The following is a 22924-nucleotide window of genomic DNA, read 5'->3' on the forward strand; positions in this document are numbered from 1 at the left end:
CTCGACGGGTGTCCCATCTCACGGCAAACCGGTGGCGGCGCAGCCGCGTCCCACCGCGACGGCAGGGTGTGAGGAATGAACTCGTACGGCGATTCCAGTTCCCCGCGCGGGCGGGCCCAGATTCCGGGCCAGCACGGCGACCCCGGCGGTGACGCCCGCGGGGGCGGCTGGTCGGCTGCACAGGAGGGTACGGCACCCGCGGGCCGCGCTTCGGTAGCGCCTCGGGCCGCCGGTGCCGGGCGGGCCTCGGTCGGCGGCTCGGCGTCCGTGCCGCAGCGCGGCGCTCCGGCCTCCGGTTCGGCGTCGGCGGCCGTCCCGCCGCGAGGCGGTTCCGCCGCCGGTTCGGCCTCGGTGGGTTCCGCCTCCGTGGGGCGGGCGGGGCCGGGTCGGGCCTCCGTGCCCGTCTCGCCGGCGCCGGCCGCCGGCCGGGCGGCCGGCGCGGGTCGCGCGTCGGTGCCGGTCTCCCCGGCCGCCAGCGGGTCGGCCGGTCGCGCCACGGTCGGTACGGCTGCCGTGGGTGCCGCCTCGGCCGGACGGGCCAGTGTCGGGTCGGCGGCGGTCGGTGGCGTCAGCGGCCGGGCCACGGCGCGGGCGAGCGTCTCGCCGGCCTCCGGTGGACCGGGTGGGCCCGGCGGGCCGACCGGCCCCGGCCGACGCGCGCGGGGAGCGGGCGACCCGGCCGGCGCGGCGCGGGCGAAGAAGCGCAAGCGGGTGAACCTGCTGATCGCCAGCTTTGCCGTCTTCATCATGCTCGCCGGGCTCGGCGTGGTCGGCTTCACCTACTACTCGACCAACGTGGTGCTTCCGGAGGACACCACGCCGCCGCAGGCGACCACCCTCTACGCTTCGGACAACAAGACGATCATCGCCAAGGTCGGCACGCAGAACCGGACCCTGGTCACCATCGACCAGATTCCGACGCACGTGCAGGACGCGGTCGCGGCGGCCGAGGACCGCAACTTCTACGAGCACTCCGGTGTGGACTACAAGGGCATCGTCCGGGCCGCGTGGAACAACGTCTCCGGTGGCAGCAAGCAGGGCGCCTCGACGATCACTCAGCAGTACGCCCGCAACGCGTTCGACAACCTCAAGGACGACACGTACGCCCGGAAGGTCAAGGAGGCGATCCTCGCCTCCAAGCTGAACGACGAGTACACCAAGCCGCAGATCATGCAGCACTACCTGAACATCATCTACTTCGGGCGGGGCGCGCACGGCATCGAGGCGGCGGCACAGACGTACTTCGGCAGGCCGGCGAACAAGCTGAGCGTGGCCGAGGGCGCGGTCCTCGCGGCGCTGATCAAGCAGCCGGAGGCCAACGCGGGCCACAAGGGCTACGATCCGGCGGTCAACCCCACCGACGCCAAGTCCCGTTGGGAGTACGTCATCAGCGGCATGGTCGCCGAGGGCTGGCTGAACGCCCCGGGCAAGCCGCAGGCTCCCACTCTGGCCGAGTACCCGACCAAGACGCTGAGAAAGCCGAGCCAGGGCGGCGCCGGCATCGACTACGGCGTCAACACCCCGTACGGCAACGTGATCAACTACGTCAAGCAGGAAATGCGGGACAAGGGCATCTGCGTCGACAAGGAGGATCAGGTCACCGACGCCAAGCCGCTCTGTTCCCAGGCGCTGATGTCGGGTGGCTACAAGATCCGTACCACGATCGACACGAAGATCCAGAAGGCGGCGGTCGAGACCGCCCAGCGCAGCAGGAAGGGGTCGGAGCTTTCCGACCAGCCGCCGAACCTGATGGCAGCGGTGGTCGCCATCGAGCCGAAGAACGGTCGCGTGCTCGCCTACTACGGCGGCGACAACGGCACCGGCACCGACTACGCCGGCAAGAACACCGACGCCTCCGGCAACCCCTACGGCGGTCACCCGCCGGGCTCGAGTTTCAAGATCTACACCCTGGCGGCGGCGCTCAAGGAGGGCAAGGCCCTCGAGTCGCGCTGGAAGGGCAGGGCGTTCACGCCGAAGGGCACCAAGTTCAAGGTCAGCAACGCCGGCGTCGACAACCCGGAGTGCGGCGACTCCTGCACCCTGACGGTCTCCACCCTGAAGTCGCTGAACGTGCCGTTCTACCACGTCACCGAGACGATCGGCCCGGACAAGGTCGTCGACATGGCGGCCAAGGCCGGGGTCAGCATGATGTGGCGTTCGGACACCAACCCGCCGAAGGGCTACGACCTCACCAAGACCGACCCGAAGGACATCGCGCCGAGCCCGTTCTTCCACGTCGTCGGCTACGGTCAGTATCCGATCACCGTCCTGGACCACGCCAACGGCGTCGCCACCTTCGCCAACCAGGGCCGCTACCACAAGGCCCACTTCCTCTACTCCGTGGAGAAGCGGGACGAGTTGACCGGCAAGTGGAAGAAGATCGCCGACGAGGGTTCGCTCAAGGGTGAGCAGCGCATCGACAAGAACGTCGTGGCGGACGTGACCTCGGTGCTGGAGCAGTACCCGGCACGGGTCGACCACAAGCTCGACGACGGCCGGAAGGCCGCCTCCAAGACGGGCACCTGGGAACTCAAGTCGAACAGCGACGACAACGGCGACGCCTGGATGATCGGTTACACCCCGCAGATCGCGACCGCTGTCTGGGTCGGCAACGTCAAGGACCGCAAGCCGCTCAAGCTGAAGAACGGCACCAAGATCAGTGGCGGCAACCTGCCGGGCACCATCTGGGAACGGTTCATGGACGAGGCACACAAGGTCAAGGACTGGGAGAAGAAGGACTTCCCGCCCGCGGCGAACGTCGGCGACCCGAACACCGGCAACGGCGAGGCGCCCCCGCCCCCGCCGCCTCCGTCGGGCCCGCCGAACTGCGATCCCCTCGGCCTGTTCTGCCCGCCGGGTGGCGGGAACAACGGCGGCGGAAACAACGGCGGCGGCAACCCTCCGGGTGGTCCCACGGCGCCGACCACCCCGACCGATCCGCGTCCCGGTCGGGACGGCGGCGGGGGCGGGCTGCTACCGAGCCTGACACCCCGACCGGACAACGACTGATCGACGAACGCCGCCGGCGGCCGGAGCAACCTCTCCGGCCGCCGGCGGCGTTTCGCATATCGACGTGTCGTGAGCGGGAGGGGACGCGGAGGCCCGATGTACGGCAGGATGCACCTTCATGAGCACGCAGTCGACGCCAGGCATCGACGACGCCGGTGCCCCTGACCATCCGTCCCGCTCCGACGGCTTCGTCCGGGGCCTCTCCGGCGCCATCGGCGGCCCGCTGGGCGATCACGCCGTCGCCCTGGACCGGCCCGCCGGGCGGGAGAGCCGGTTCTGGACCGCGACCCGCATCGTCCTGGCCCTGGTCTGCCTGACCCTGGCGCTGCACTGGGTGCAGAAGTCGCCCTGCCAGGACGGCGCCTGGCAGAACAACGTGCAGTACACCCGGTTCTGCTACACCGACGTGCTGGCGCTCTACTACGCCGAGCGGCTCAACGAGGGCGCGGTGCCCTACCAGGACCACCCCGTCGAGTATCCGGTGCTCACCGGGTACTTCATGGGTGCCCTCGGCCTGCCCGTGCACGCCCTCGGCCAGAACGACCCGGGGCTCAACCAGGGCATGTGGTTCTACAACCTGAACGCCCTGGTGCTCGGCGCGCTGGCGGTCGCCACGGTGGCGGTGCTCCTCGCCCTACGCCGCCGCCGACCCTGGGACGCCGCGCTCTTCGCGCTCGCCCCCGCGCTGATGCTCACCGCCACGGTCAACTGGGACCTGCTCGCCATCGGTCTGGCCGCGTTCGGCCTCTTCGCCTGGGCGCGCAGCCGACCACTGGCGGCCGGCGTCCTGCTCGGTCTCGCCGGGGCGGCCAAGATGTGGCCGCTGTTCATCCTCGGCCCGATCCTGGTGCTGGCGCTGCGCGCCGGGCGCCTCCGGGCCGCCCTCACCGCCTTCGGCGCCGCCCTGGTCTCCCTGGTCCTCGTGAACCTTCCGGTCGCCATTCCCTACCGGGAGAACTGGGACCGCTTCTTCGAGCTGAACTCGACCCGCCCCATCGACTGGGGCACCCTCTGGTACATCGGCCGCTACCTGGACGGCAAGGTCGGCAGCACCAACCCCGCCGACCTCGGTCCGTTCGAGTGGCTGAACGTCAACATCCCGACGCTGAACACCCTGTCGTACGCCCTCTTCGGGCTGGCCTGCCTCGGCGTGGCCGCGCTGGGGCTGCTGGCCCCGCGCCGGCCCCGGCTCGCCCAGCTCGCGTTCCTGGTGGTCGCCGCCTTCCTGATCTTCAGCAAGGTGTGGTCGCAGCAGTTCGTGCTCTGGCTGCTGCCGCTGGTGGTGCTCGCCCGCCCGAAGTGGGGCGCCTTCCTGGCCTGGCAGGTGGCCGAGGTCTGCTACTTCGTGGCCTTCTACGGTGAGCTGCTCGGCGCGGCGACCAGCAAGCCGGTCTTTCCGGAGGGCGTCTTCGTGCTGGCGTCGACCCTGCGGCTGGCCACCGTGGTGGTGCTCTGCGTGCTGGTCGTCCGGGAGATTCTGCGGCCGGAACTCGATCCGGTGCGGCGGACCTACGCCGACGACCCGGATGGCGGGCTGCTCGACGGGGCCCCGGACGCGCCCTGGCTCGACCGCTGGCGACGCCGCCCCGAGGTGCCGGCGGAGCCGACGCCCGCCGCCGTCTGACCGGACCCCCGGCCGTAGGCGACGACCCCGACGGCCGGGAGAACACCGGTCAGAGGCGGTAGACGACCACGTCGCCGATCTCCTCGCGGGTGATGCCGAGCCCGTCGACCGGCGCGTCCACGGTGACCTCCCACGGCGTGCCGGCGATGTGGTCGCGCATCAGCAGGACGTTGCGGACGCCGAGGACGCGCAGGTAGTCGACGCTGACCTGGTCGGGGAAGGAGAGCGTGACCCGGCGTACGTCGTCGAGCTGCCGCGGCGTGAAGCCGCTCCCTCCGTTCACCACGTCCTGGAATCTGGTCGTGGACCAGAGCATCACCGGCTGGTCGAGGCTCTGGTTGCTGGGCAGCACCAGCAGCGGCCCGTCCACGGTCCGCATCGCGGCCGGCTGGGGTGGCACGACCGGGTGCGGCGTGGAGTTCAACCCCTCGCCGATCACCAGCACCAGCGGCAGCAGCGTGGCCAGCCGCAGCCACGGGCTCGGCCAGGAGGGGATCCGCTCGGCGGAGATCTCCCGGACCCGGGTGGCGAACGCGCTGACCGCGCCCGCCGCGAGAAGCCCGAGCAGCAGCGTCGTCCAGAGCATCAGCCGGCCCGGCGTACGCAGGCCGTTCCAACCGGGCAGGTACTCGAACAGCGGCACGTAGGTGAAGGTGCCGTCGAAGAACCGGGTGCCCATGGCGAGCACCATCGTCACCACCACCCCGGCGAGCAGCAGCAGCCGGTGGCGCAGCTTCCAGACCGAGAAGAAGAGACCGCCGGCGGCGAGCGCGTAGAGCACGAAGCCGGGCAGCAGGGTCATCTCCGGATGCCAGGGCAGCAACGCCCTCGCCCCCTCGTGCAGCCCGCCCCACACCCGCGACTCGGCGGGCGCGGTGAAGAAACCGCTCGCCGGCGGGGAGAAGATGGCGATGTCGCCGATGGAGCGCTTCGCGTTCGGGTGCGCCTCGGCCACCGTGAAGAACGGGTAGGCCAGCAGCGCGCCGACGCCGGCGAAGAGCAGACCGCCGACCAGGTCCGCGATCAGCAGCCGACGGCCGAACGGGCGCTTGACCGGCCGGACGACCCAGCGTCGCAGGAACCAGGTGACGGCCGCGACAAGCACGGTCCCGGCGAGGAAGTACGCGAACGGCAACCCGATGCCGAAGCCGAGACTGAGTTGCCAGGCCGCGACCATCCAGCCGGTGTAGACCCAGCCGTCGTGCCGGCGTTCCGGACGGTACCCGTGCCGCAGCGACCAGCCGTGTCCCCGGGCGAGCATGGCCAGCGCCAGTGGGATGCCGCCGTTCGAGATCACGTGCAGGTGCCCGGCCTGGGCCAGCAGCCAGGGCGCGTACGTGAAGCTCACCCCGGCCACCGCGGAGCCGATCCGGCCCGCGCCGAGCTGCCGGGCCAGCGCGTACGCCCCGAGCGTGGCGAGCGCGTGGGCCAGCACGAACATGATGTTGTAGCGGAGCACGGCGGCCTCGGGGCCGGTGCCGATCATGCCCGCCGGGGCGTACCCGAGCAGGGTGTCGGAGAAGGCGAAGCTCCACGGCTCCGGGAAGAAGGTGTTCGACTGCCACAGCTGCGCCGGGTTGGTCAGCAGGATGTGCCCCGACCAGGCCATCTGCCACGCCTGGAGGCTGGGGTCCCAGTAGTCCTGCGGCAGGGTGTGGCGCGGGTAGCGCAGCGTCGGCCAGGTCAGCAGCACGGCCAACGCCAGCGAGGCGAGCGCCGCGAGCGTCCACTCGTGCACCAGCAGGCGGCCGACCGCCCGGGCGGCGCGCCCGAGCCGGGACGGCACCGGTTCGGGGGCGGACGCGAAGGCCTCCCAACGGTCGGGCTTCCCGTCCTCGGCCTTTCCGCTCCCGTCCCCGGCCTTACCGGTGGCAGCCTTGCCGCCGTCCCCACCCGCGCCCTCGGCACCGGCCGTACCGGCTGCGCCTGCCTTGCCGGTCGCATCCGTCTTGTCCGAGCCGCGGGCCTCGGCCTCTTTCTTGCCGGTCGTGCCTGCCATGGCAGCGTCCGTCTTGCCGGCCGCGTCCGTCTTGCCGGCCGCGTCCGTCTTGCCGGCCGCGTCCGCCTTGGCGTCCGTCCCGCCGGTCGCGCCAGCCTCGGCGGCGTCTGCCTTCCCGGCGGCGTCCGCCTTCCCGGCGGTGCCGGAGGCCTCGGCCTTCGTCTTGCCGGTGGTGGCGGTGTCCGCCTTCCCGGCGGCGTCTGCCTTCCCGGCGGCGTCCGCCTTCCCGGCGGTGCCGGAGGCCTCGGCCTCCGCCTTGCCGGTCGTGGCGGCGGCGTCCGTCTTCCCGGCGGCGTCGGCGTTCCCGGCGGCGGCGTCGGGACGGGGGCTGCCGGCGGCGGACTGCTCGGTCGTCATGCCGCAGGGCTCCCCGCGCCCAGCCGGTCACGCAGGAAGGCGATGTCGGCACCCTGACCGTCGACCCCGCCGGGGGTTTCGACGATGACGGGTGCGCCGGCCGCGCGGATCACCGCCACCACCAGCTCCGGGTCGATCGTGCCGCCGTCGAGGTTGTCGTGCCGGTCCTGCCCGGAGTTGAACGCGCCCTTGGAGTTGTTGGCGTGGATCAGGTCGATCCGCCCGGTGATCGCCTTGACCCGGTCGACCAGCCCGAGCAGCTCCTCGCCGCCGGCGTGGGCGTGGCAGGTGTCCAGGCAGAAGCCCACCTCGTGGTCGCCCACTGCGTCCCAGAGACGGGCGAGCGCATCGAGTCGCCGGGCGCAGGCGTTGTCGCCGCCGGCGGTGTTCTCGATCAGGACCGGCACGTCGAAGCCGCCGGAGTCCGCCGCGTACGCGAAGGTCTTGCGCCAGTTGTCGAAGCCGACGGCCAGGTCGTCGCCGGCGTTGACGTGCCCGCCGTGCACGATCAGGCCCTTCGCGCCGATGGCGGCGGCCGCCTTGGCGTGCCCGAGCAGCAACTTGCGGCTGGGGATCCGGATCCGGTTGTTGAGGGTGGCGACGTTGATGACGTACGGCGCGTGCACGTAGAGGTCGACGTCCGCGGCCCGCAGCCGGTCCGCGTCCTCCCGCGGCTTCGGTGCCTTCCACCCCTGCGGGTCGGAGAGGAAGAACTGCACGGCCTCGGCCCCTCGGGCGGTCGCCTCCGCCATCGGGTCGGTCGAATCGACGTGGGCTCCGATACGCATGCAGGGGAGCCTACGTCGCGTCTCCGACAGCCGGGATGACGGCGGTGGCGGACTCGCCGGCCCCGCGCGTCACCTCCCGGCATGGGCGGTCGTTGATGCGAGTGGGATCCACGGTTGCCGCAGCCGGCCAGGAACGGCCGCCGGTCGGCCGACCGGACGTACCCGTAAGGCAGGGGCACCCCCGCCCGCGCGGCCCGGCGCGGCGGGGGCCCGCCCTGACGGAAGCGGACTCATCGGGAAATTTGTCGGAGAATTCCGCCATAACCCCCGACAAGGGGCAAGAGCCGTTGTAACGTCAGGTAACAACACGATAAAGCTCCGCGGGGCGTCCCCGGTCCAACCTCATCGGTGTGGTCGTTCCTCCCCAGGTCCCACCCAAGGAATGCGGACGGGACGCCCCGCGGCCTCGTGTACGGGGGCTCGCATCGACAGCGACGTCGAGGCGGGCCCCCGTCGCTTCGCCCGGCGGACGGCTCCCGCCGACCACCCCGGGCATGATCGTCGGGACCGGGTATCCTGGTCCGGTTGTCCGCGTCCGGCCGGGTCCCCCCGGAACCGGCGTGGGCCACGACGCAGACCTCCTGCCACGGAAGGACCGTGGCCGCCTAGCCCACAGGAGGTGAGCACGTCTTGCGTCATTACGAAGTAATGGTGATCCTCGACCCCAGTCTCGAGGAGCGCACCGTCGCCCCGTCGCTCGACACGTACCTGAACGTGATCCGGACCGCGGGTGGCTCGGTGGAGAAGACCGACGTGTGGGGCCGCCGGCGCCTCGCGTACGAGATCAACAAGAAGGCCGAAGGCATCTACGCCGTCGTCGACCTGCAGGCGACGCCCGCGGCGGTGGCCGAGCTGGACCGTCAGCTGCGGCTCAACGAGTCCGTGCTGCGCACCAAGGTCATCCGGCCGGAGATGCGCTAAAAGCATTCAACCCGGTTCACCCGGATCAGCCTCATCGGCACTGTCGGAGGGCTCTGAGAGCCTGTACGGCAGAACAGATGAGTGCGCGAGGAGATGGTCATGGCAGGAGACACCACCATCACGGTCATCGGCAACCTGACCGATGACCCCGAGTTGCGGTTCACCCCCTCTGGTGCGGCGGTCGCCAAGTTCCGGGTCGCTTCGACGCCCCGGTTCATGGACAAGGCCTCCGGCGAGTGGAAGGACGGCGAGCCGCTCTTCCTGGCGTGCACCGTGTGGCGGCAGGCGGCGGAGCACGTCGCCGAGTCGCTCCAGCGGGGCGCCCGCGTGATCGTCTCGGGCCGGCTGCGTCAGCGGTCGTACGAGACGCGCGAGGGCGAGAAGCGCACCGTCATCGAGCTCGAGGTCGACGAGATCGGCCCGTCGCTGCGCTACGCCACGGCGAAGGTGCAGAAGATGTCCCGCTCCGGCGGCGGTGGCGGCGGCTTCGGCGGCGGTGGTGGAGGTGGCCAGGGCGGCGGCGGAGGCAACTTCGACGACCCCTGGGCCTCGGCTGCACCGGCACCCTCGCGCGGTGGTTCGGGTGGCGGCAACTTCGACGAGGAGCCCCCGTTCTAATGGCGCCGAGCGCCCGCGATCGCAAACCAGGAGCACGAGCAATGGCCAAGGCCGCTGCACTTCGCAAACCGAAGAAGAAGGTGAACCCGCTCGACAAGGACGGGATCACCTACATCGATTACAAGGACACCGCGCTGCTGCGCAAGTTCATCTCCGACCGCGGCAAGATCCGCGCTCGGCGGGTGACCGGCGTGACCTCGCAGCAGCAGCGGCAGATCGCCCGTGCGGTCAAGAACGCCCGTGAGATGGCGCTCCTGCCGTACACGGCCACGGCCCGCTGAGAGGAGGCACCGATATGAAGATCATCCTGACTCAGGAGGTGTCCGGCCTCGGTGCCCCGGGCGACATCGTCGAGGTCAAGAACGGCTACGGCCGTAACTACCTGCTGCCGCAGGGCTTCGCGATCGCCTGGACCAAGGGTGCGGAGAAGCAGGTCACGGTCATCAAGCGGGCCCGTTCGGCCCGGGAGATCCGCGACCTCGGCCACGCCAACGAGGTCAAGGGCCAGCTCGAGGGCCTCAAGGTCAACCTGAAGGCCCGCGCCGGCGACGGCGGTCGGCTCTTCGGCTCGGTCACCCCGGCCGAGATCGTCGACGCCGTCAAGGCCGCCGGTGGCCCGGTCCTCGACCGTCGTCGGCTGGAGCTGTCCGGTCCGATCAAGTCGACCGGCTCCTACCCGGTGCAGATCAAGCTGCACCCCGAGGTGACCGCCAAGTTCGACCTCAACGTCGTCCAGGGCTGACACCTCACCCCGCACCACGACACAGGGCCCGCACCGACCGGTGCGGGCCCTGTCCGTCGTACGGCCGCTCGTGCCGCTTCCCGGCGGGCCTTGACCGTCACCGGCCCGGGGCGCCAACCCCGACCGCTCAGCCGATCGGCTGCCCGGTGACCGCGCTGATCATCACCGTGGACAGGCCGCCGCCGACCACTGCCGCCGCCAGCGCGACGCTGGCCGGACGCCACGTCGTACCGACCCGGCGCAGCAGCAGCGCCACGACCAGGCTGCTGGCCAGCGCCAACCCGAAGCGCGGCAGGCCCGACGCCACCGAGCCGAGCGCCCGCGACCTCGGTGAGTCGCAACCTCCTCCGCTGATGTCCGTGACGCACCCCGCCGGCACCTGGCCGTCCAGCGTCAACAACCAGCCGAAGATCAGCACCGCCGGCACCAGATAGCAGGCGACCGTGTAGAGCAGCGACCGCCACGGCCCACCCGGATCGGGATCGAGCAGGTCGTCCTCGATGCGGCGGCTCCGGACCCCCGGCCGGGCGGTCCCGGACGATCGGCGTACGGCTGCCCCAGCGGCACCGACCGGCTGCGCCGCCCCCGCCGTCGGTGCCGCCACCCGCCGGCGCGGCGCGGTGTAGGGCGCGACCGGTGACCGGGTTGCCGCCGCCGACGGACCCGCCCACCGGGGATCGTCGCCCGCCAGGTGCGTGCCGGACCAGAAGCCCTCCTCGCGGTCCTCGCGCCCCGGCCAGGGCCAGCCCTCCGCCGTGGTGCCGGAACCGGGCGCGGTCCGGTCCCACCCCCCGCCGTCGGCATGCCGCTCCCACCGCCCGGTGTCGTCGGTGCGGTCCCACCGCCCGGTGTCGTCGGACCGGTCCCAGCGGTCGGGGCCCGCGTGCTCCCAGCGGTCGACCTCCCCGGCCGAACGCCACGCGTGCACACCCGAGGCGTCCCACGTGTGCACACCCGAGGCGTCCCACGCGTGTGCACCCGAGGCGTCCCACGCGTCCACGGTCGGAGTGCGGGAGGGCGGGTTCTCGGACGCGTCGGAAAGCGCTCCCCGGTCCCAGGGATCGACGGCGGGCCGGTCCTCCGCCGCCCACCGACCCCGGCGGGTCTCCCGGTCCGGTACGGGCCCGGCCGCCTCCGCCTCCTCCAGCCCGGACCAGACGACCTGCGGGGGGTGCGACGGTGAGCGCCTCGGCCGGCTCGGCGGTGCCGCTCCCGAGACGGGATCGTCCTCGGCCCGCCGGCGCCCGGAGTAGCCCCGCTCCCGCAGGTGGTCGAACGTCCACTCCCCGGTGTGCTCCGACTCCGCCGCCGCGCCGGACGCCGCAGCCGTTCTCCAGCTCGTCTCGCTGACCCGGCGCCAACTGCTCGTGGTCTCGGTGGTCCGCCAGGCGGCACCGGAAGACGGTTGGTCGGCCTCGACCCGGACCTCGTCGTCGGGCGCGGCGTGTCGTCCGCCGCCGTCCGCGCTGCGGATTCCCGACTCCAGCGCCCAGCGGGGCAGGTAGCTGTCGACCGGCTCCCCCTGGCCGCGTTCGGCGGCCCGCCGCCGGCTCGGCGTGCGGTGCCGAGCGGGTGCGCGCTCGTAGGGACCGGCCGGTGCGGGGTCGGCGGGATCGTGCCAGGGGGCTACCGGCCGTCGCTCGCGCGGCGCATCCTCCCCGCGTCTCCAGTCCCGGTTACTCACGGCGGGAGCGTGACCCTTCTCAACCGATGGCGCAATCCGCTGTCCAGGTGTAGCCGTTCGCTGGAGATAGTACGGGACGTTCGACCGGGCAGTTCGACCGAAAACTTGTCATCCACAGGCTGGGGATTGCGTTTCCGCAGTTCACGGGCGCGCGGCGGAGAATTCCCCAGCCGTTGTCCACAGGTTGTGCACATCCTGCGCACATGCTCGTCCCCCGGCGTCCACAGGTTGTCCCGAGGCTCGTCCACCGACGTGGTTGAGGGGCTGACCTCGGGTTCCGTATGGTTGGCCCCCGACCGGCCGTGCGATGACCCCCGATCGACCGGCAGGTCGAGGTTGTCGTACCCCGGCGATACGGCTGGATCCGGATCCGACGCAGTGGAGGGGGAACCCGTGTCGGTCACCGACGACATGCGGGCGGACTCGCGAGCGGGTGGGGGGCAGGCGTCCCCGCCGCCGCAGCGCGACGGCCAGTTCGACAAGACCCCGCCCCAGGACGTCGCCGCCGAGCAGTGCGTGCTCGGCGGCATGCTGCTGTCCAAGGACGCCATCGCCGACGTCGTCGAGATCCTGAAGACCAACGACTTCTACCGGCCGGTGCACGCCACCATCTTCGACACCATCCTGGAGATCTACGGCCGCGGCGAGCCGGCCGACTCCATCACCGTGGCGGCGGCCCTGGCCGACTCCGGCGATCTCGTACGCATCGGCGGCGCCCCCTACCTGCACACGCTGATCGCCAGCGTGCCCACCGCCGCGAACGCGGCGTACTACGCCCGGATCGTCAGCGAGCGGGCGGTCCTGCGGCGCCTCGTCGAGGCCGGCACCAAGATCGTGCAACTGGGCTACGGCACGAGCCAGGGCGGCAGCCGCGACGTCGACGACATCGTGGACCTCGCCCAGCAGGCGGTCTACGACGTCACGGAGCGCCGCGTCAGCGAGGACTTCGCCGTACTCGCCGACATGCTCCAGCCGACGCTGGACGAGATCGAGGCGGTCGGCGCCCAGGGCGGCGTCATGACCGGCGTCCCCACCGGCTTCACCGACCTGGACCGGCTGCTCAACGGCCTGCACGCAGGGCAGTTGGTGATTGTTGCCGGACGTCCCGGTCTGGGCAAATCAACCGCAAGTATGGATTTCGCGCGCAACGCTGCGATTCGGGCAAATCAAGCGTCGGCCATCTTCTCGCTGGAAATGAGCAAGGTCGAGATCGTCATGCGGCTGCTGTCGGCCGAGGCGCGCGTGCCCCTGCACGTCCTGCGCAGCGGCCAGCTCTCCGACGACGACTGGACCAAGCTTGCCCGCTGCATGGGCGAGATCAGTGAGGCACCGCTCTTCGTCGACGACACGCCAAGCATGAACCTGATGGAGATCCGGGCCAAGGCGCGCCGGCTGAAGCAGCGGCACGACCTCAAGCTGATCGTGGTCGACTATCTCCAGCTGATGACCTCCCCGAAGCGCACCGAGAGCCGGCAGCAGGAGGTCGCGGACCTCTCCCGTGGCCTCAAGCTGCTCGCCAAGGAGGTCGAATGCCCGGTGATCGCGGTGAGTCAGCTGAACCGTGGCCCGGAGCAGCGGACCGACAAGCGACCACAGCTGTCCGATCTGCGTGAATCGGGCTCGATTGAGCAGGATGCCGACGTCGTCATCCTGCTGCACCGCGACGACTACTACGACAAGGAGTCGCCGCGGGCCGGGGAGGCGGATTTCATTGTCGCCAAGCACAGAAATGGTCCGACCGACACGGTGACGGTGGCCGCACAGCTCCACCTGTCGCGATTCGTGGACATGGCCATCGTCTGAGGACGGTCGCGCCTCCGCCCCGGGAGAGGGAACCGGTCAGCCCAGAGCGGCGGGAACCGGTCAGCCCAGCAGTGGGAACCAGCCGGCGACCTCGCCGAGTTCGAGCTGGTCGCGGTCGGTGAGTGGCAGTCGGCCGGTGGCCTTGAGTAGGTAATCCGCGTCGCTCCAGGCGGCCGGTCGGACGGCGTCGTCGCTGAGCAGGCCGTCCATGGTGGTGACGGCGACGCCCGTGGCGAGCACGCCGGGCAGGGGTGCGTCGGGCAGGTCGAGGACCAGGTCCAGGTGGTGCACGACGGCCTCGGTGGTCAGGGTGGCGAGCAGGTCCGGCACCCGCAGCACGTGCCCCTGGGTGGTGACGTGGCCGTCGGGGTCGGCCGCGCCGGCGGCGCGTACGGCGGCGGGGGCGGTGTCGGTCCAGAGCCGGACGATGGCGCCGGGCCGGTCGAAGGCGGCGGCGGAGCGGCGGGCCCACCAGGCGTGCCGTGCGTCGTCGCCGTCCTCGTCCTCGCCGGGCGGGAACGCGCGCCAGTAGCTCACGTCGTCCACGTCGGGCGGGCCGTCGGCGGGGCTGGCCAGGGCGACGAGGGCCCGTTGGGCGTCGCAGAGCACGTGGAACAGCAGGTCCGCGACGAGCCAGCCCCGGCACCGGGTGGGCCGTTGCAGGTCGGCGTCGTCGAGGTCGGCGACGACCCGGGTGATCCCGTCGTACGCCTGCGCCAGCGGATGGTGGAGCGTGTGCGGCGTCATGGGGGCAGCGTCGCACGACGGCCGTCGGGCGGCACGGCGAGCGGCGCGGGCGGTGGGCGCGGAGCCACGGGTGACCGGGCCGGTCGAGGCGCCGGCCCGGTCGACGGGGTGGCTCAGCCGAACATCTCGTCCAGGAAGCTCTTGTGCTTCTTGCGCTTGTAGTGCCCGTGGTAACCGTGGTGCTGCTGGCCGTGCCCGTAGGCGGGGGCCGGCGGGTAGCCGTGCGCCGGCGGGGGCGGCGGCGGGACGGCGCCGTAGCCCGGCTGGTGCGGGGCGGGGGCGGGCGGCGGCGGGGGCGGCGGGGGCGCGTAACCGCCCTGCTGGTGGCTCGGCTGGCCGGGGTAGCCGCCCTGCTGCTGGGCGGGCTGCGCCGGGGCCGCACCGCCCTGCTGGCGGTTCCAGTTGGCCTCCGCCTCGAACAGCTTCTCCAACTCGCCGCGGTCGAGGAAGATCCCCCGGCACTCGCCGCACTGGTCGATGACGACGCCGCTGCGCTCGTACTGGCGCATTTCTCCGTGACACTTGGGACAGGTCAGGCTCATCCTCCGACCGTACCCGGTCCGGTCATGCGGTCGCTGTCAGCGCTTGCGTGACTTCGGAGTCGGAAACCTCGTGGAAGTCCTCGTAGTAGGCGCTCACCGCCATGAACTCCGGCGGATGCTGGGCGCAGACGACCTGGTCGGCCTCGGCGGCCAGCATCTCGTACGCCTCCTGCGAGCCGACGGGGACGGCCACCACGACCCGGCGGGCGCCGAGGTGGCGGGCGACCTGGACGGCCGCGCGGGCGGTGGCACCGGTGGCGAGGCCGTCGTCGACGATCACGGCGGTGCGCCCGGTCAGGTCGAGCGGCGGCCGGCCGGCGCGGTAGAGCCGCTCGCGGCGTTCCAACTCGGCCTGCTCGCGGCGGACGACCTCGGCGACGTCGCCCTCGGTGAGCCGGCTGGCCACGACGTCGTTGAGGACCCGCACGCCACCGGGGCCGAGCGCGCCGAAGGCCACCTCGGGCGCCCACGGCATACCGAGTTTGCGGACGACGAGCACGTCCATGGGCGCGCCGAGACGCTCGGCGACCACCCGGGCGACGGGCACGCCGCCGCGTACCAGCCCGAGCACGATGACGTCGGGTTCACCGATGAGGGCGGTGAGCCGGTCGGCGAGCGTCCGGCCCGCCTCTTCGCGGTCGCGGTAGGTGGTCATGCCTCAGGTCTACGCCGTGTCGCCGGCCTCCGCCCGCCAGTTCGCGGAAACCGGGGGGCGCAGGGCGGGGGCCCACACCAGGAGGGCGAGCGGGTAGAGCAGGTAGCCGAAGCGGGTCGTGGGCATCAGCAGGATCGCGGCGAGCAGGCCGTACCCGCAGGTCAGGGCGGTGGCGACGGCGGTGCGGGGCGGGTGGCGGGCGAGCCGGACGGCGATGGCCAGCCCGGCCGCGAGCAGCAGGGCGGCGGCGACGGCGCGGCCGGCGGGCAGCGCGGTGGCGATCAGGTGGCCGGGGAACGGGGACTGCGCGGGGCTGGTGACCAGGCCGTGCCCGAGCGGGAAGCGGAGCACGTTCTCGACCAGTGCGTCGCGGTCGACGAGGAGAGCCGGCAGCAGGGCGGCGGCGGGCAGGCCGATCGCGCCCGCGGCGACCCGCAGGCCGGCGCGTCGGGTCAGGCCCCAGATGATCAGTACGAGGGCGACCGGCCAGGCGAAGAGCTTGAGTGCCCCGGCCAGGCCGACGGCGAGGCCGGCCCGACCCGGTCGGCCGGCGGCGGCGAGGGCGAGGGCGAGCAGGCAGAGCGCGAGTACGGGCAGGTCGTCGCCGCCGGTGGCCAAGGTGAGTGCGCAGACCGGGAGGACCGTGGCGGCCTGTACGCCCCGCAGGAGGGCGGCCCGGGTGTGGTCGTCGGCGGCGCGGCGGGCGCCGCGGGTGAGGGCGCGGACCGCCAGGGCGAGGGCCAGCGCGGTGCCGACGGCGAACCAGACGCGGGCGTCGGTCCACCAGGCGTCGACGGCTGCCCGGGGTAGCCCGAACAGGGCCATTCCCGGCTGGTAGGGGGTGTAGCCGAGCAGTTGTTCGCCGGGTGGCAGGGCGGCGATCGCGTCGTGCCCGAGGTACGGGGTGCCGGTGTCGACCAGCCGCTGGCCGGACTCCTCGACGACCAGCACCTCCTCCTGCGCCCGGTCGGTGCGTCCGCCGGCCCGTTGGATGCTCTGCCAGGCCAGCGGCAGCAGGGCGGTGGCGAACCAGGCGAAGCCGGTGACGGCCCAGCGGGCCCGCAGCCCGGCCGGCGGCGAGGCGGGATCGCGGCGGCGGGCCAGGAGCTGGCCGGTCGCGGCGAGGGCGGCGAGGAGGTATCCGACGGCGGCGACGGCGCCCCAGGCCCGGTGCGGGGCCAGGGTGGAGGTGGCGGCGGTGATCGCGGCGAACGCGGCCGACGCGGCGTACAGGCCGAGGTCGAGGGCGAGTCCGCCGGCGGCGGAGTCGAGGCGCTGCCAGCCGGGGCGGCGGGTGGTCGGGGCGGCGGTCACGCGGGCCAGTCTGGCAGCAGGCGCGTGCCGCCGCGGCAGGTGGGCAGATGGCGCCTGCCGCCGCGTCAGGCGGGCAGGTGGCGGTCGGTTCGGCCGCGCCCGCCCTGCCGGCGGCCGGGGGCGAACCGGATGACGGCTCCCGCGTCGTGCAGTGGGGGCGCGAGCGTGCCGGGGCTGCCCCCGGAGCCGCGCCGGAACGCCGCGAGGAGGGTGCCGGCGGGCATCGGCCGGGCGAAGAGGTGTCCCTGGCCGGCCGTGCAGCCCAGCTCCCAGAGGGCCCGGCGCTGCGGCTCGCTCTCCACGCCCTCGGCCACCACGTCGAGCCCGAGGCTGCGCCCGAGGTCGAGGGTGGAGCGGATGACGGCGGCGGCCTCGGCGGAGCTTTCCATGGCGGTCACGAAGCTGCGGTCGATCTTCAGCTCGTGCACGGGGATGCGGGAGAGCAGCGACAGGGAGGAGTAGCCGGTGCCGAAGTCGTCGAGCGCCAGGCGGACGCCCTCGTCGCGCAGCCGGCTGAGCACCCGGTCGACCACGTCGAGCTGGCTGAGGGTGAGCGTCTCGGTCAGCTCGAGGACCAGCCGGTCGGGGGGCAGGTCGTGGGCCCGTAGGCGGGCCAGCACGGAGCCGGGGAAGCGGGCGTCGAGGAGGCTGCGCGGCGACACGTTGACCGCCACCGGCACGTCGAAGCCGGCGTCGCGCCAGCTGCCCGCCGCGATGAGGGCCTGGTCGAGGATCGCCTCGGCGAAGGCGGGGAGCAGGCCCGAGCGTTCCACGGCCTCCAGGAAGCGCAGCGGATCGATCATGCCGTGGGTGGGGTGGTGCCAGCGGGCGAGGGCCTCCGCGCCGGTGACCCGGCCGGTGCCCAGGTCGACGATGGGCTGGAAGTTGACGGTGAACTCGTGGTCGGCGACGGCGCGCGGCAGTTCGCCGCCGAGGGTGAGCCGGCCGAGGTCGGCGGTGTCGCGGGTCGGGGCGTACGTCGAGGTGCGCTGCCCGGCCCGCTTGGCCTGGTACATCGCGACGTCGGCACGGCGCAGCAGCTCCGGCATGCCGCCGGTGGCGGGTGCGGCGGCGATCCCGCCGCTGGCCTCGACGCTGATCCGCATGCCGTCGAGGTCGAACGGTTCGTGCAGCGCGGCGAGCAGGGTCTCCGCGCGGTGTGCGGCCACCGCCGGGGCCGGCAGACCCCGCAGGAGTACGGCGAACTCGTCGCCGCCGAGGCGGGCCACCAGGTCGCCGTCCTGGGCGGCGCCGCTCAGCCGCTCGGCGACCTGCACCAGCACCTGGTCGCCGGCGGCGTGCCCGAGGGTGTCGTTGACCTCCTTGAAGTGGTTGAGGTCGATCAGCACCAGGGCTGTCACGCCGTCGGCGTGGCGGGTGCCGAGGTGTTCGCTGCCCTGGTCGAGCAGGTGCCGGCGGTTGGCGAGCCCGGTCAGCGCGTCGTGGGTGGCGGCGTACGCGTGCTCGTCGGCGACGCGGGCCAGCTCGGCGTACGCCTGCGCGTTGCGGACGGCGGTGCAGAGCGCCGAGGCGAAGGTGCGCAGCGTGTACTGCTCCCGCTCGGAGAGGGCCACGGGACCACGGAACCGCAGTCGCAGGATGCCCACGTCGACCGTCCGGTCGTGCCCCTCCAGCGGGGTGGGGACCACGGTGCCGTCCGTCGGGGTCGGCTCGCCGGCGGGCCCGTCGTACGTGATGGCGACCGCGCCGCCGCGCACGGTCCGGCCGCCGTCGCGCAGCTCGATCTCCACCTCGTCGGCGGAGAACAGCTCGGCGGCCTGGGTGACGGCGGTGGTGAGGACCTTGTCCAGGTCGACCACGTTCAGCGCGTCGGTGGTGCGGGCGAGGCGCTGCCACGCCTGCTGCTCGGTGCGGGCCTTGACCCGGTTGGAGTAGAGCAGGTGGAGGCTGAGCACCAGGGGCGGCACCGCGAGCAGGAGCCGGGGGTCGGCGTGGAGGATGAACAGCGTGGTGACGATGAGGACGAAACGCGCCAGCGCGCTGGTCAGGCGCAGCCCGAGGTCCTCACGGAAGAGCTGTCGGAGCCGGGTGCCGGTGGCGAGTGCGATGACCGGGAGGGTCAGCAGCTCGTCGAGGATCACCGCGACGGCGTAGGCGAGGCCGATCGGGCCGAGGACCTGCCACAGGTCGGTGATCGGCGGTGATCCGCCGGCGGCGTGCAGGGCTGCCCCGCCGCCCACCGCCAGGAGCATGGTCTTGGCCACTCCGAACGCGGCCTTCAGCGGCGGGAGCTTGGCGAAGTACTGGGCCATCGCCGCTCCGATCCCGGTGGTCAGGATGACCAGGGGGGTCGGAGCGACCGCCAGGCTCAGGATGATGGCGGTCTCGCTCCAGGAGATCGCGTGCACCGTCGCGCGGATCCGGATCCGCCATTTGATCGTCATGCCCAGGAAGGCCAGGCAGATCAGGGCGAGGGAGAGGGTCAGGTAACCACGGGACCAGTCCAGCCGGGTCAGCTCGCGCAGGCACAGGGCGGCCGCGATGGCGGCCACAACGCAGACGAGGCCGACGTGCAGCGTGAGCCGCCGCTCGGCCTCTGTCTTGCCCACGTCCAGTCGTGTCACCGCGTCCCGACTGCTCTCGCCTGCGAAGCACGCCAAGATTACCCGCGGTCACGCGCCAGCCACAATGCTCAGTTCCACTCGTGTGCCGACATCGCTATCCCTCCCCGGTCTCGCGTTGGCCCTTGCGCCGCTGTGTTCCGCGACGCCGACAGCCTAAGTGCGGTTCGGCCAATTATGGAGGGATATATGTAACTATGGGCAATGGATGAGAAGCGCGCCCTCTGGCGTGACTTTCTGCTTCTGGGCGGGAACTCAGTGCTGTGTTTCTATCGACTTCCGGTTAACGCTAGATAATGGACCGGTGGAGGCCTTCACGGCATCGGACACGACGGTGCAGTTTGCAGCGGGAGGCGGCTGCGGCACCGGCCCGTGAACCGGCCCCCGGGCGCGTCGGGTGGCCGAGGCACCGCTTCCGCGCCGGTACGCCCCGTCCGCCAGGCAGTTCCGTCGGCGTGGCCACCCGCGTACGGGCCGGACGTCGTCACGGAATGACAGGGAGCAAGATGCACTCCGTACGTTGCCCGTCGCCGCCGGATCGACCGGCAGTGGGTAATTCCCCGCTGGCGATGATCGCTTCTCGGGTCGGTGAAGGGCCAATGGCGTCACGCGGTTACCGGACGACATCCCGGTCCAGCGTCGCGCCGGGGAGGACGACTATCGGACCGGTCCGTGGAAGCGGGGTGGAAACGGTCGTGACGCAACGAGCCGGAAACGCGTTCCCTCTCCCGGTCAATTCGCGACAGGATGGTGCCACCCGCCGGATAGGCTCGCGACCGTGACCGATCCCGCGCAGCTCACCCATGTCGATCCGGCGGGCGCGGCCCGCATGGTCGACGTCTCCCCGAAGGCGGTCACCGGCCGCCTGGCCGTCGCCACCGGCCGGCTCCGCACCACCAGAGAGGTCGTCGAGCTGCTACGCCGCGACGGGCTGCCCAAGGGCGACGCGCTGGCGGTCGGCCGCCTCGCCGGCATCATGGGCGCGAAGCGCACCCCCGAGCTGATCCCGCTCTGCCACCCCATCGCCCTGCACGGCGTCACGGTCGACCTGACCCTCACCGACGACACCGTCGAGATCACCGCCACCGCGCGGACAGCCGACCGTACGGGCGTGGAGATGGAGGCGCTGACGGCGGTGGCCGTCGCCGGGCTGGCGCTGATCGACATGGTCAAGGCGGTCGACCCGGCGGCCAGCGTCGACGCGGTCCGGGTGCTGCGCAAGGAGGGCGGCAAGACCGGCCTGTGGGTGCGCCCGCAGGAGCGGTCGTGATCCGCGCGCGGGTGGTCGTGGCCTCGAACCGGGCCGCCGCCGGCGTGTACGCGGACACCAGCGGCCCCCTGCTCGTGGCCGGCCTGCGTGACCTCGGCTGCGAGGTGGACGGGCCGGTGGTGGTGCCCGACGGCGAGCCCGTGGGCGAGGCGCTGCGGGCCGCCCTGGCCGACGGGATCGACGTCGTGCTGACCAGCGGCGGCACGGGGATCAACCCCTCCGACCGCACGCCCGAGGTGACCCGGGCGCTGCTCGACCACGAGGTCCCGGGCATCGCCGAGGCGATCCGGGCGCACAGCCGCGACAAGGTCCCCGCCGCCGCGCTCTCCCGGGGGCTCGCCGGCGTCGTCGGCCGGATGCTGGTGGTCAACCTGCCCGGTTCGACCGGCGGTGCCAGGGACGGTCTCGCCGTACTCGGGCCGATCCTCAGCCACGCCGTCGACCAGCTCCGCGGCGGCGACCACTGACGACCGCCCCGGGCCACGGCCAACCGGTGGGCGTGGCGCCGCTGACGGCGCGACCGTCGTGTCCCACCGCTAGGCTCGGCCGGTGAGCACGGAAACCGCACCGGCCGCCGAGCCGGTCAGCGCGCCCCCGCCCGCCGGCTGGGAGGAGGCCCGGTCCCGGGTGTACGCCGTCGGCCTGGCCGCCGCGCTGCCCGCCGTCAGTCGGCCGCTCGCCGAGACCGACGGGCACACCCTCGCCGAGCCGTTGGCCACCCGTACGGACCTGCCCGCCTTTCCCACCTCCAGCGTCGACGGCTGGGCGGTGCGGGGTGCCGGGCCGTGGCGGCCGGTCGGGCGGGTGCTGGCGGGCGGCACCCCCGCCCCGCTGGCCGACGACGGGACGACCGTCGAGATCGCCACCGGCGCGATGGTGCCGGAGGGCGCCACGGCCGTGCTGCGGGTGGAGGATTCCCGCCGTACGCCGGAGGGGCTCGTCGACGGCACGCCCCGGCCGGCGCCGGAGTGGCGGGAGCCGGGCGAGGAGGCGTACGCCGGGGAGGAACTCGTGCCCGCCGGCACGCCGGTGGACCCGGCGGTGATCGGCCTGGCGGCCTCCTGCGGGCACGACCGGCTGCTGGTACGGCGCCAACCCCGCGCCGCGCTGCTGGTCTTCGGCGACGAACTGCTGACCGCCGGCCCGCCCGGCGCCGGGCGGGTGCGCGACGCGCTCGGGCCGGCGGTGCCGGCGTGGCTGCGCCGCTACGGCTGCCTCGTCCGCCCCTCGGACGTGGTGGGACCGGTCGCGGACACGCTCCCCGCGCACGTGGCGGCGCTGCGCGCCGCGCTGGGCACCGCCGACCTGGTGTGTACGACCGGCGGCACGATGCACGGGCCGGTCGACCACCTGCATCCGGCGCTGGAGGCGCTCGGCGCCGACTACGTCGTCAATACGGTGGCGGTGCGGCCCGGGTTCCCGATGCTGCTGGCGCGGCTGGCCGACGCCGACGGCCGGGTCCGGTTCGTCGCCGGGCTGCCCGGCAACCCGCAGTCGGCCATCGTCGCCCTGGTCTCGCTGGTCGCTCCGCTGCTGGCCGGCCTGGCGGGCCGCCCGATGCCGGTGCTGCCGCACGTCACGCTCGCCGAGCCGGTGCGAGGCCGGGGCGCGTACACGCACCTGGCGCTGGTGCGGGTGGACCGGACCGCCGGCACCGCCCAGCCGGTCCGGCACGTCGGCTCGGCGATGCTGCGCGGGCTGGCCGGCGCCGACGGGTTCGCCGTCATCCGCCCCGGCACCTCCGGCGAGCCGGGCGACCGGGTGCCGGTCGTACCGCTGCCGCTGCTGCCCGGGGAGCGTGCGTGGTGACCGCGCCGACGGCCGACGCGTCGGGCCGACAGCCCGCGACGTTCGGTGAGGTCACCGAGCGGCCGCTCGACCTCGCGGCGCACGAGGCGGCGGTCGCGGACCGCCGGGCGGGGGCGGTGGTCTCGTTCCAGGGGGTGGTCCGCGACCACGACCACGGCCGCGCGGTGACCAGCCTGGAGTACGAGGGCCACCCGAGCGCCGAGCGGATCCTGCGCGAGGTGGCGGCCGAGGTGGCCGCCGACCCGGACGTGTACGCGGTCGCGGTGTCGCACCGGGTCGGCCCGCTCGCCATCGGCGACGTGGCGCTGGTGGCGGCCGTCAGCACCGCCCACCGGGCCGCCGCGTTCGCGGCCTGCGCCCGGCTGGTCGACGAGGTCAAGGCGCGGCTGCCGATCTGGAAGCGGCAGGTCTTCGCCGACGGCACCGAGGAGTGGGTGAACTGCCCCTGAGCGGGGCGGCT

General features: G+C 73.0%; 19 protein-coding genes. 11 read left to right on the forward strand and 8 right to left on the reverse strand.

What is annotated here, in order from left to right; all coding sequences use genetic code 11:
• Nucleotides 1–75: 75 nt before the first annotated feature.
• Both ACTMS2_RS02945 and ACTMS2_RS02950 read left to right on the forward strand, forming a co-directional pair.
• Nucleotides 76–3009 (forward strand): transglycosylase domain-containing protein, encoded by a 2934-nt coding sequence (locus tag ACTMS2_RS02945; protein ID WP_441173925.1) that lies wholly within the window; start codon nt 76–78, stop codon nt 3007–3009.
• A 118-nt stretch (nt 3010–3127) separates the two neighbouring features.
• The gene (locus ACTMS2_RS02950; protein ID WP_441173926.1) at nt 3128–4633 is read left to right on the forward strand and encodes a glycosyltransferase family 87 protein; all 1506 of its coding nucleotides are present in this window, start codon (nt 3128–3130) and stop codon (nt 4631–4633) included.
• 49 nt (nt 4634–4682) lie between these two features.
• Here ACTMS2_RS02950 and ACTMS2_RS02955 read toward each other — a convergent pair whose 3' ends face one another.
• Both ACTMS2_RS02955 and ACTMS2_RS02960 read right to left on the reverse strand, forming a co-directional pair.
• A complete protein-coding gene (locus tag ACTMS2_RS02955; RefSeq protein ID WP_441174090.1) occupies nt 4683–6632 on the reverse strand; it encodes a hypothetical protein in 1950 nt (649 codons plus the stop codon).
• A gap of 353 nt (nt 6633–6985) precedes the next feature.
• A complete protein-coding gene (locus ACTMS2_RS02960) occupies nt 6986–7777 on the reverse strand; it encodes a deoxyribonuclease IV (protein WP_441173927.1) in 792 nt (263 codons plus the stop codon).
• A gap of 630 nt (nt 7778–8407) precedes the next feature.
• Between ACTMS2_RS02960 and rpsF the strand changes: the two genes are divergently transcribed.
• The 4 genes from rpsF (at nt 8408) to rplI (ending at nt 10058) form a co-directional block, all read left to right on the forward strand.
• Nucleotides 8408–8698 (forward strand): 30S ribosomal protein S6, encoded by a 291-nt coding sequence (gene rpsF, locus ACTMS2_RS02965; RefSeq protein WP_074315517.1) that lies wholly within the window; start codon nt 8408–8410, stop codon nt 8696–8698.
• An 81-nt stretch (nt 8699–8779) separates the two neighbouring features.
• Nucleotides 8780–9316, forward strand: a complete 537-nt coding sequence (locus ACTMS2_RS02970; RefSeq protein WP_172896610.1) for a single-stranded DNA-binding protein — start codon at nt 8780–8782, stop codon at nt 9314–9316.
• A 41-nt stretch (nt 9317–9357) separates the two neighbouring features.
• Complete coding sequence (rpsR, locus tag ACTMS2_RS02975) at nt 9358–9597, forward strand: 30S ribosomal protein S18 (RefSeq protein WP_007073789.1); 240 nt, start codon at nt 9358–9360, stop codon at nt 9595–9597.
• Nucleotides 9598–9611: 14 nt separating this feature from the next.
• Nucleotides 9612–10058 carry a 50S ribosomal protein L9 gene (gene rplI / locus ACTMS2_RS02980; protein WP_101413423.1) on the forward strand — a complete coding sequence of 149 codons (447 nt, stop codon included), beginning with the start codon at nt 9612–9614 and terminating at the stop codon, nt 10056–10058.
• Nucleotides 10059–10185: 127 nt separating this feature from the next.
• Here rplI and ACTMS2_RS02985 read toward each other — a convergent pair whose 3' ends face one another.
• The gene (locus ACTMS2_RS02985) at nt 10186–11742 is read right to left on the reverse strand and encodes a hypothetical protein (protein WP_441173928.1); all 1557 of its coding nucleotides are present in this window, start codon (nt 11740–11742) and stop codon (nt 10186–10188) included.
• Nucleotides 11743–12153: 411 nt separating this feature from the next.
• Between ACTMS2_RS02985 and dnaB the strand changes: the two genes are divergently transcribed.
• Nucleotides 12154–13545 (forward strand): replicative DNA helicase, encoded by a 1392-nt coding sequence (dnaB, locus tag ACTMS2_RS02990; protein WP_441174091.1) that lies wholly within the window; start codon nt 12154–12156, stop codon nt 13543–13545.
• Nucleotides 13546–13605: 60 nt separating this feature from the next.
• On the opposite strand, the gene ACTMS2_RS02995 is transcribed toward dnaB, so the two are convergent.
• The 5 genes from ACTMS2_RS02995 to ACTMS2_RS03015 all read right to left on the reverse strand — a co-directional run bounded on the left by ACTMS2_RS02995 (nt 13606) and on the right by ACTMS2_RS03015 (nt 19373).
• Complete coding sequence (locus ACTMS2_RS02995) at nt 13606–14292, reverse strand: maleylpyruvate isomerase N-terminal domain-containing protein (protein ID WP_441173929.1); 687 nt, start codon at nt 14290–14292, stop codon at nt 13606–13608.
• A gap of 113 nt (nt 14293–14405) precedes the next feature.
• Entirely contained in the window at nt 14406–14834 is a 429-nt protein-coding gene (locus ACTMS2_RS03000; RefSeq protein WP_441173930.1) for a zf-TFIIB domain-containing protein, read from the reverse strand.
• 22 nt (nt 14835–14856) lie between these two features.
• A complete protein-coding gene (locus ACTMS2_RS03005; RefSeq protein WP_089002830.1) occupies nt 14857–15489 on the reverse strand; it encodes a phosphoribosyltransferase in 633 nt (210 codons plus the stop codon).
• Between the two features lie 9 nt (nt 15490–15498).
• Complete coding sequence (locus ACTMS2_RS03010) at nt 15499–16803, reverse strand: glycosyltransferase 87 family protein (protein ID WP_441173931.1); 1305 nt, start codon at nt 16801–16803, stop codon at nt 15499–15501.
• Nucleotides 16804–16868: 65 nt separating this feature from the next.
• Nucleotides 16869–19373 carry a putative bifunctional diguanylate cyclase/phosphodiesterase gene (locus ACTMS2_RS03015; RefSeq protein ID WP_441173932.1) on the reverse strand — a complete coding sequence of 835 codons (2505 nt, stop codon included), beginning with the start codon at nt 19371–19373 and terminating at the stop codon, nt 16869–16871.
• A 790-nt stretch (nt 19374–20163) separates the two neighbouring features.
• On the opposite strand from ACTMS2_RS03015, the gene moaC reads away from it, so the two are divergent.
• From moaC to ACTMS2_RS03035, 4 genes are all read left to right on the forward strand, one after another.
• The gene (moaC, locus tag ACTMS2_RS03020) at nt 20164–20655 is read left to right on the forward strand and encodes a cyclic pyranopterin monophosphate synthase MoaC (RefSeq protein WP_441173933.1); all 492 of its coding nucleotides are present in this window, start codon (nt 20164–20166) and stop codon (nt 20653–20655) included.
• Complete coding sequence (locus ACTMS2_RS03025; RefSeq protein ID WP_363622896.1) at nt 20652–21122, forward strand: MogA/MoaB family molybdenum cofactor biosynthesis protein; 471 nt, start codon at nt 20652–20654, stop codon at nt 21120–21122. The genes moaC and ACTMS2_RS03025 overlap by 4 nt, the downstream gene beginning before the upstream one ends.
• Before the next feature lie 82 nt (nt 21123–21204).
• Entirely contained in the window at nt 21205–22464 is a 1260-nt protein-coding gene (locus tag ACTMS2_RS03030; RefSeq protein WP_441173934.1) for a molybdopterin molybdotransferase MoeA, read from the forward strand.
• Complete coding sequence (locus tag ACTMS2_RS03035) at nt 22461–22913, forward strand: molybdenum cofactor biosynthesis protein MoaE (RefSeq protein ID WP_441173935.1); 453 nt, start codon at nt 22461–22463, stop codon at nt 22911–22913. The genes ACTMS2_RS03030 and ACTMS2_RS03035 overlap by 4 nt, the downstream gene beginning before the upstream one ends.
• The last annotated feature ends 11 nt before the right edge of the window (nt 22914–22924 follow it).

This window comes from Micromonospora sp. SD12 (assembly GCF_052068495.1).
GTDB lineage: Bacteria > Actinomycetota > Actinomycetes > Mycobacteriales > Micromonosporaceae > Micromonospora > Micromonospora echinofusca.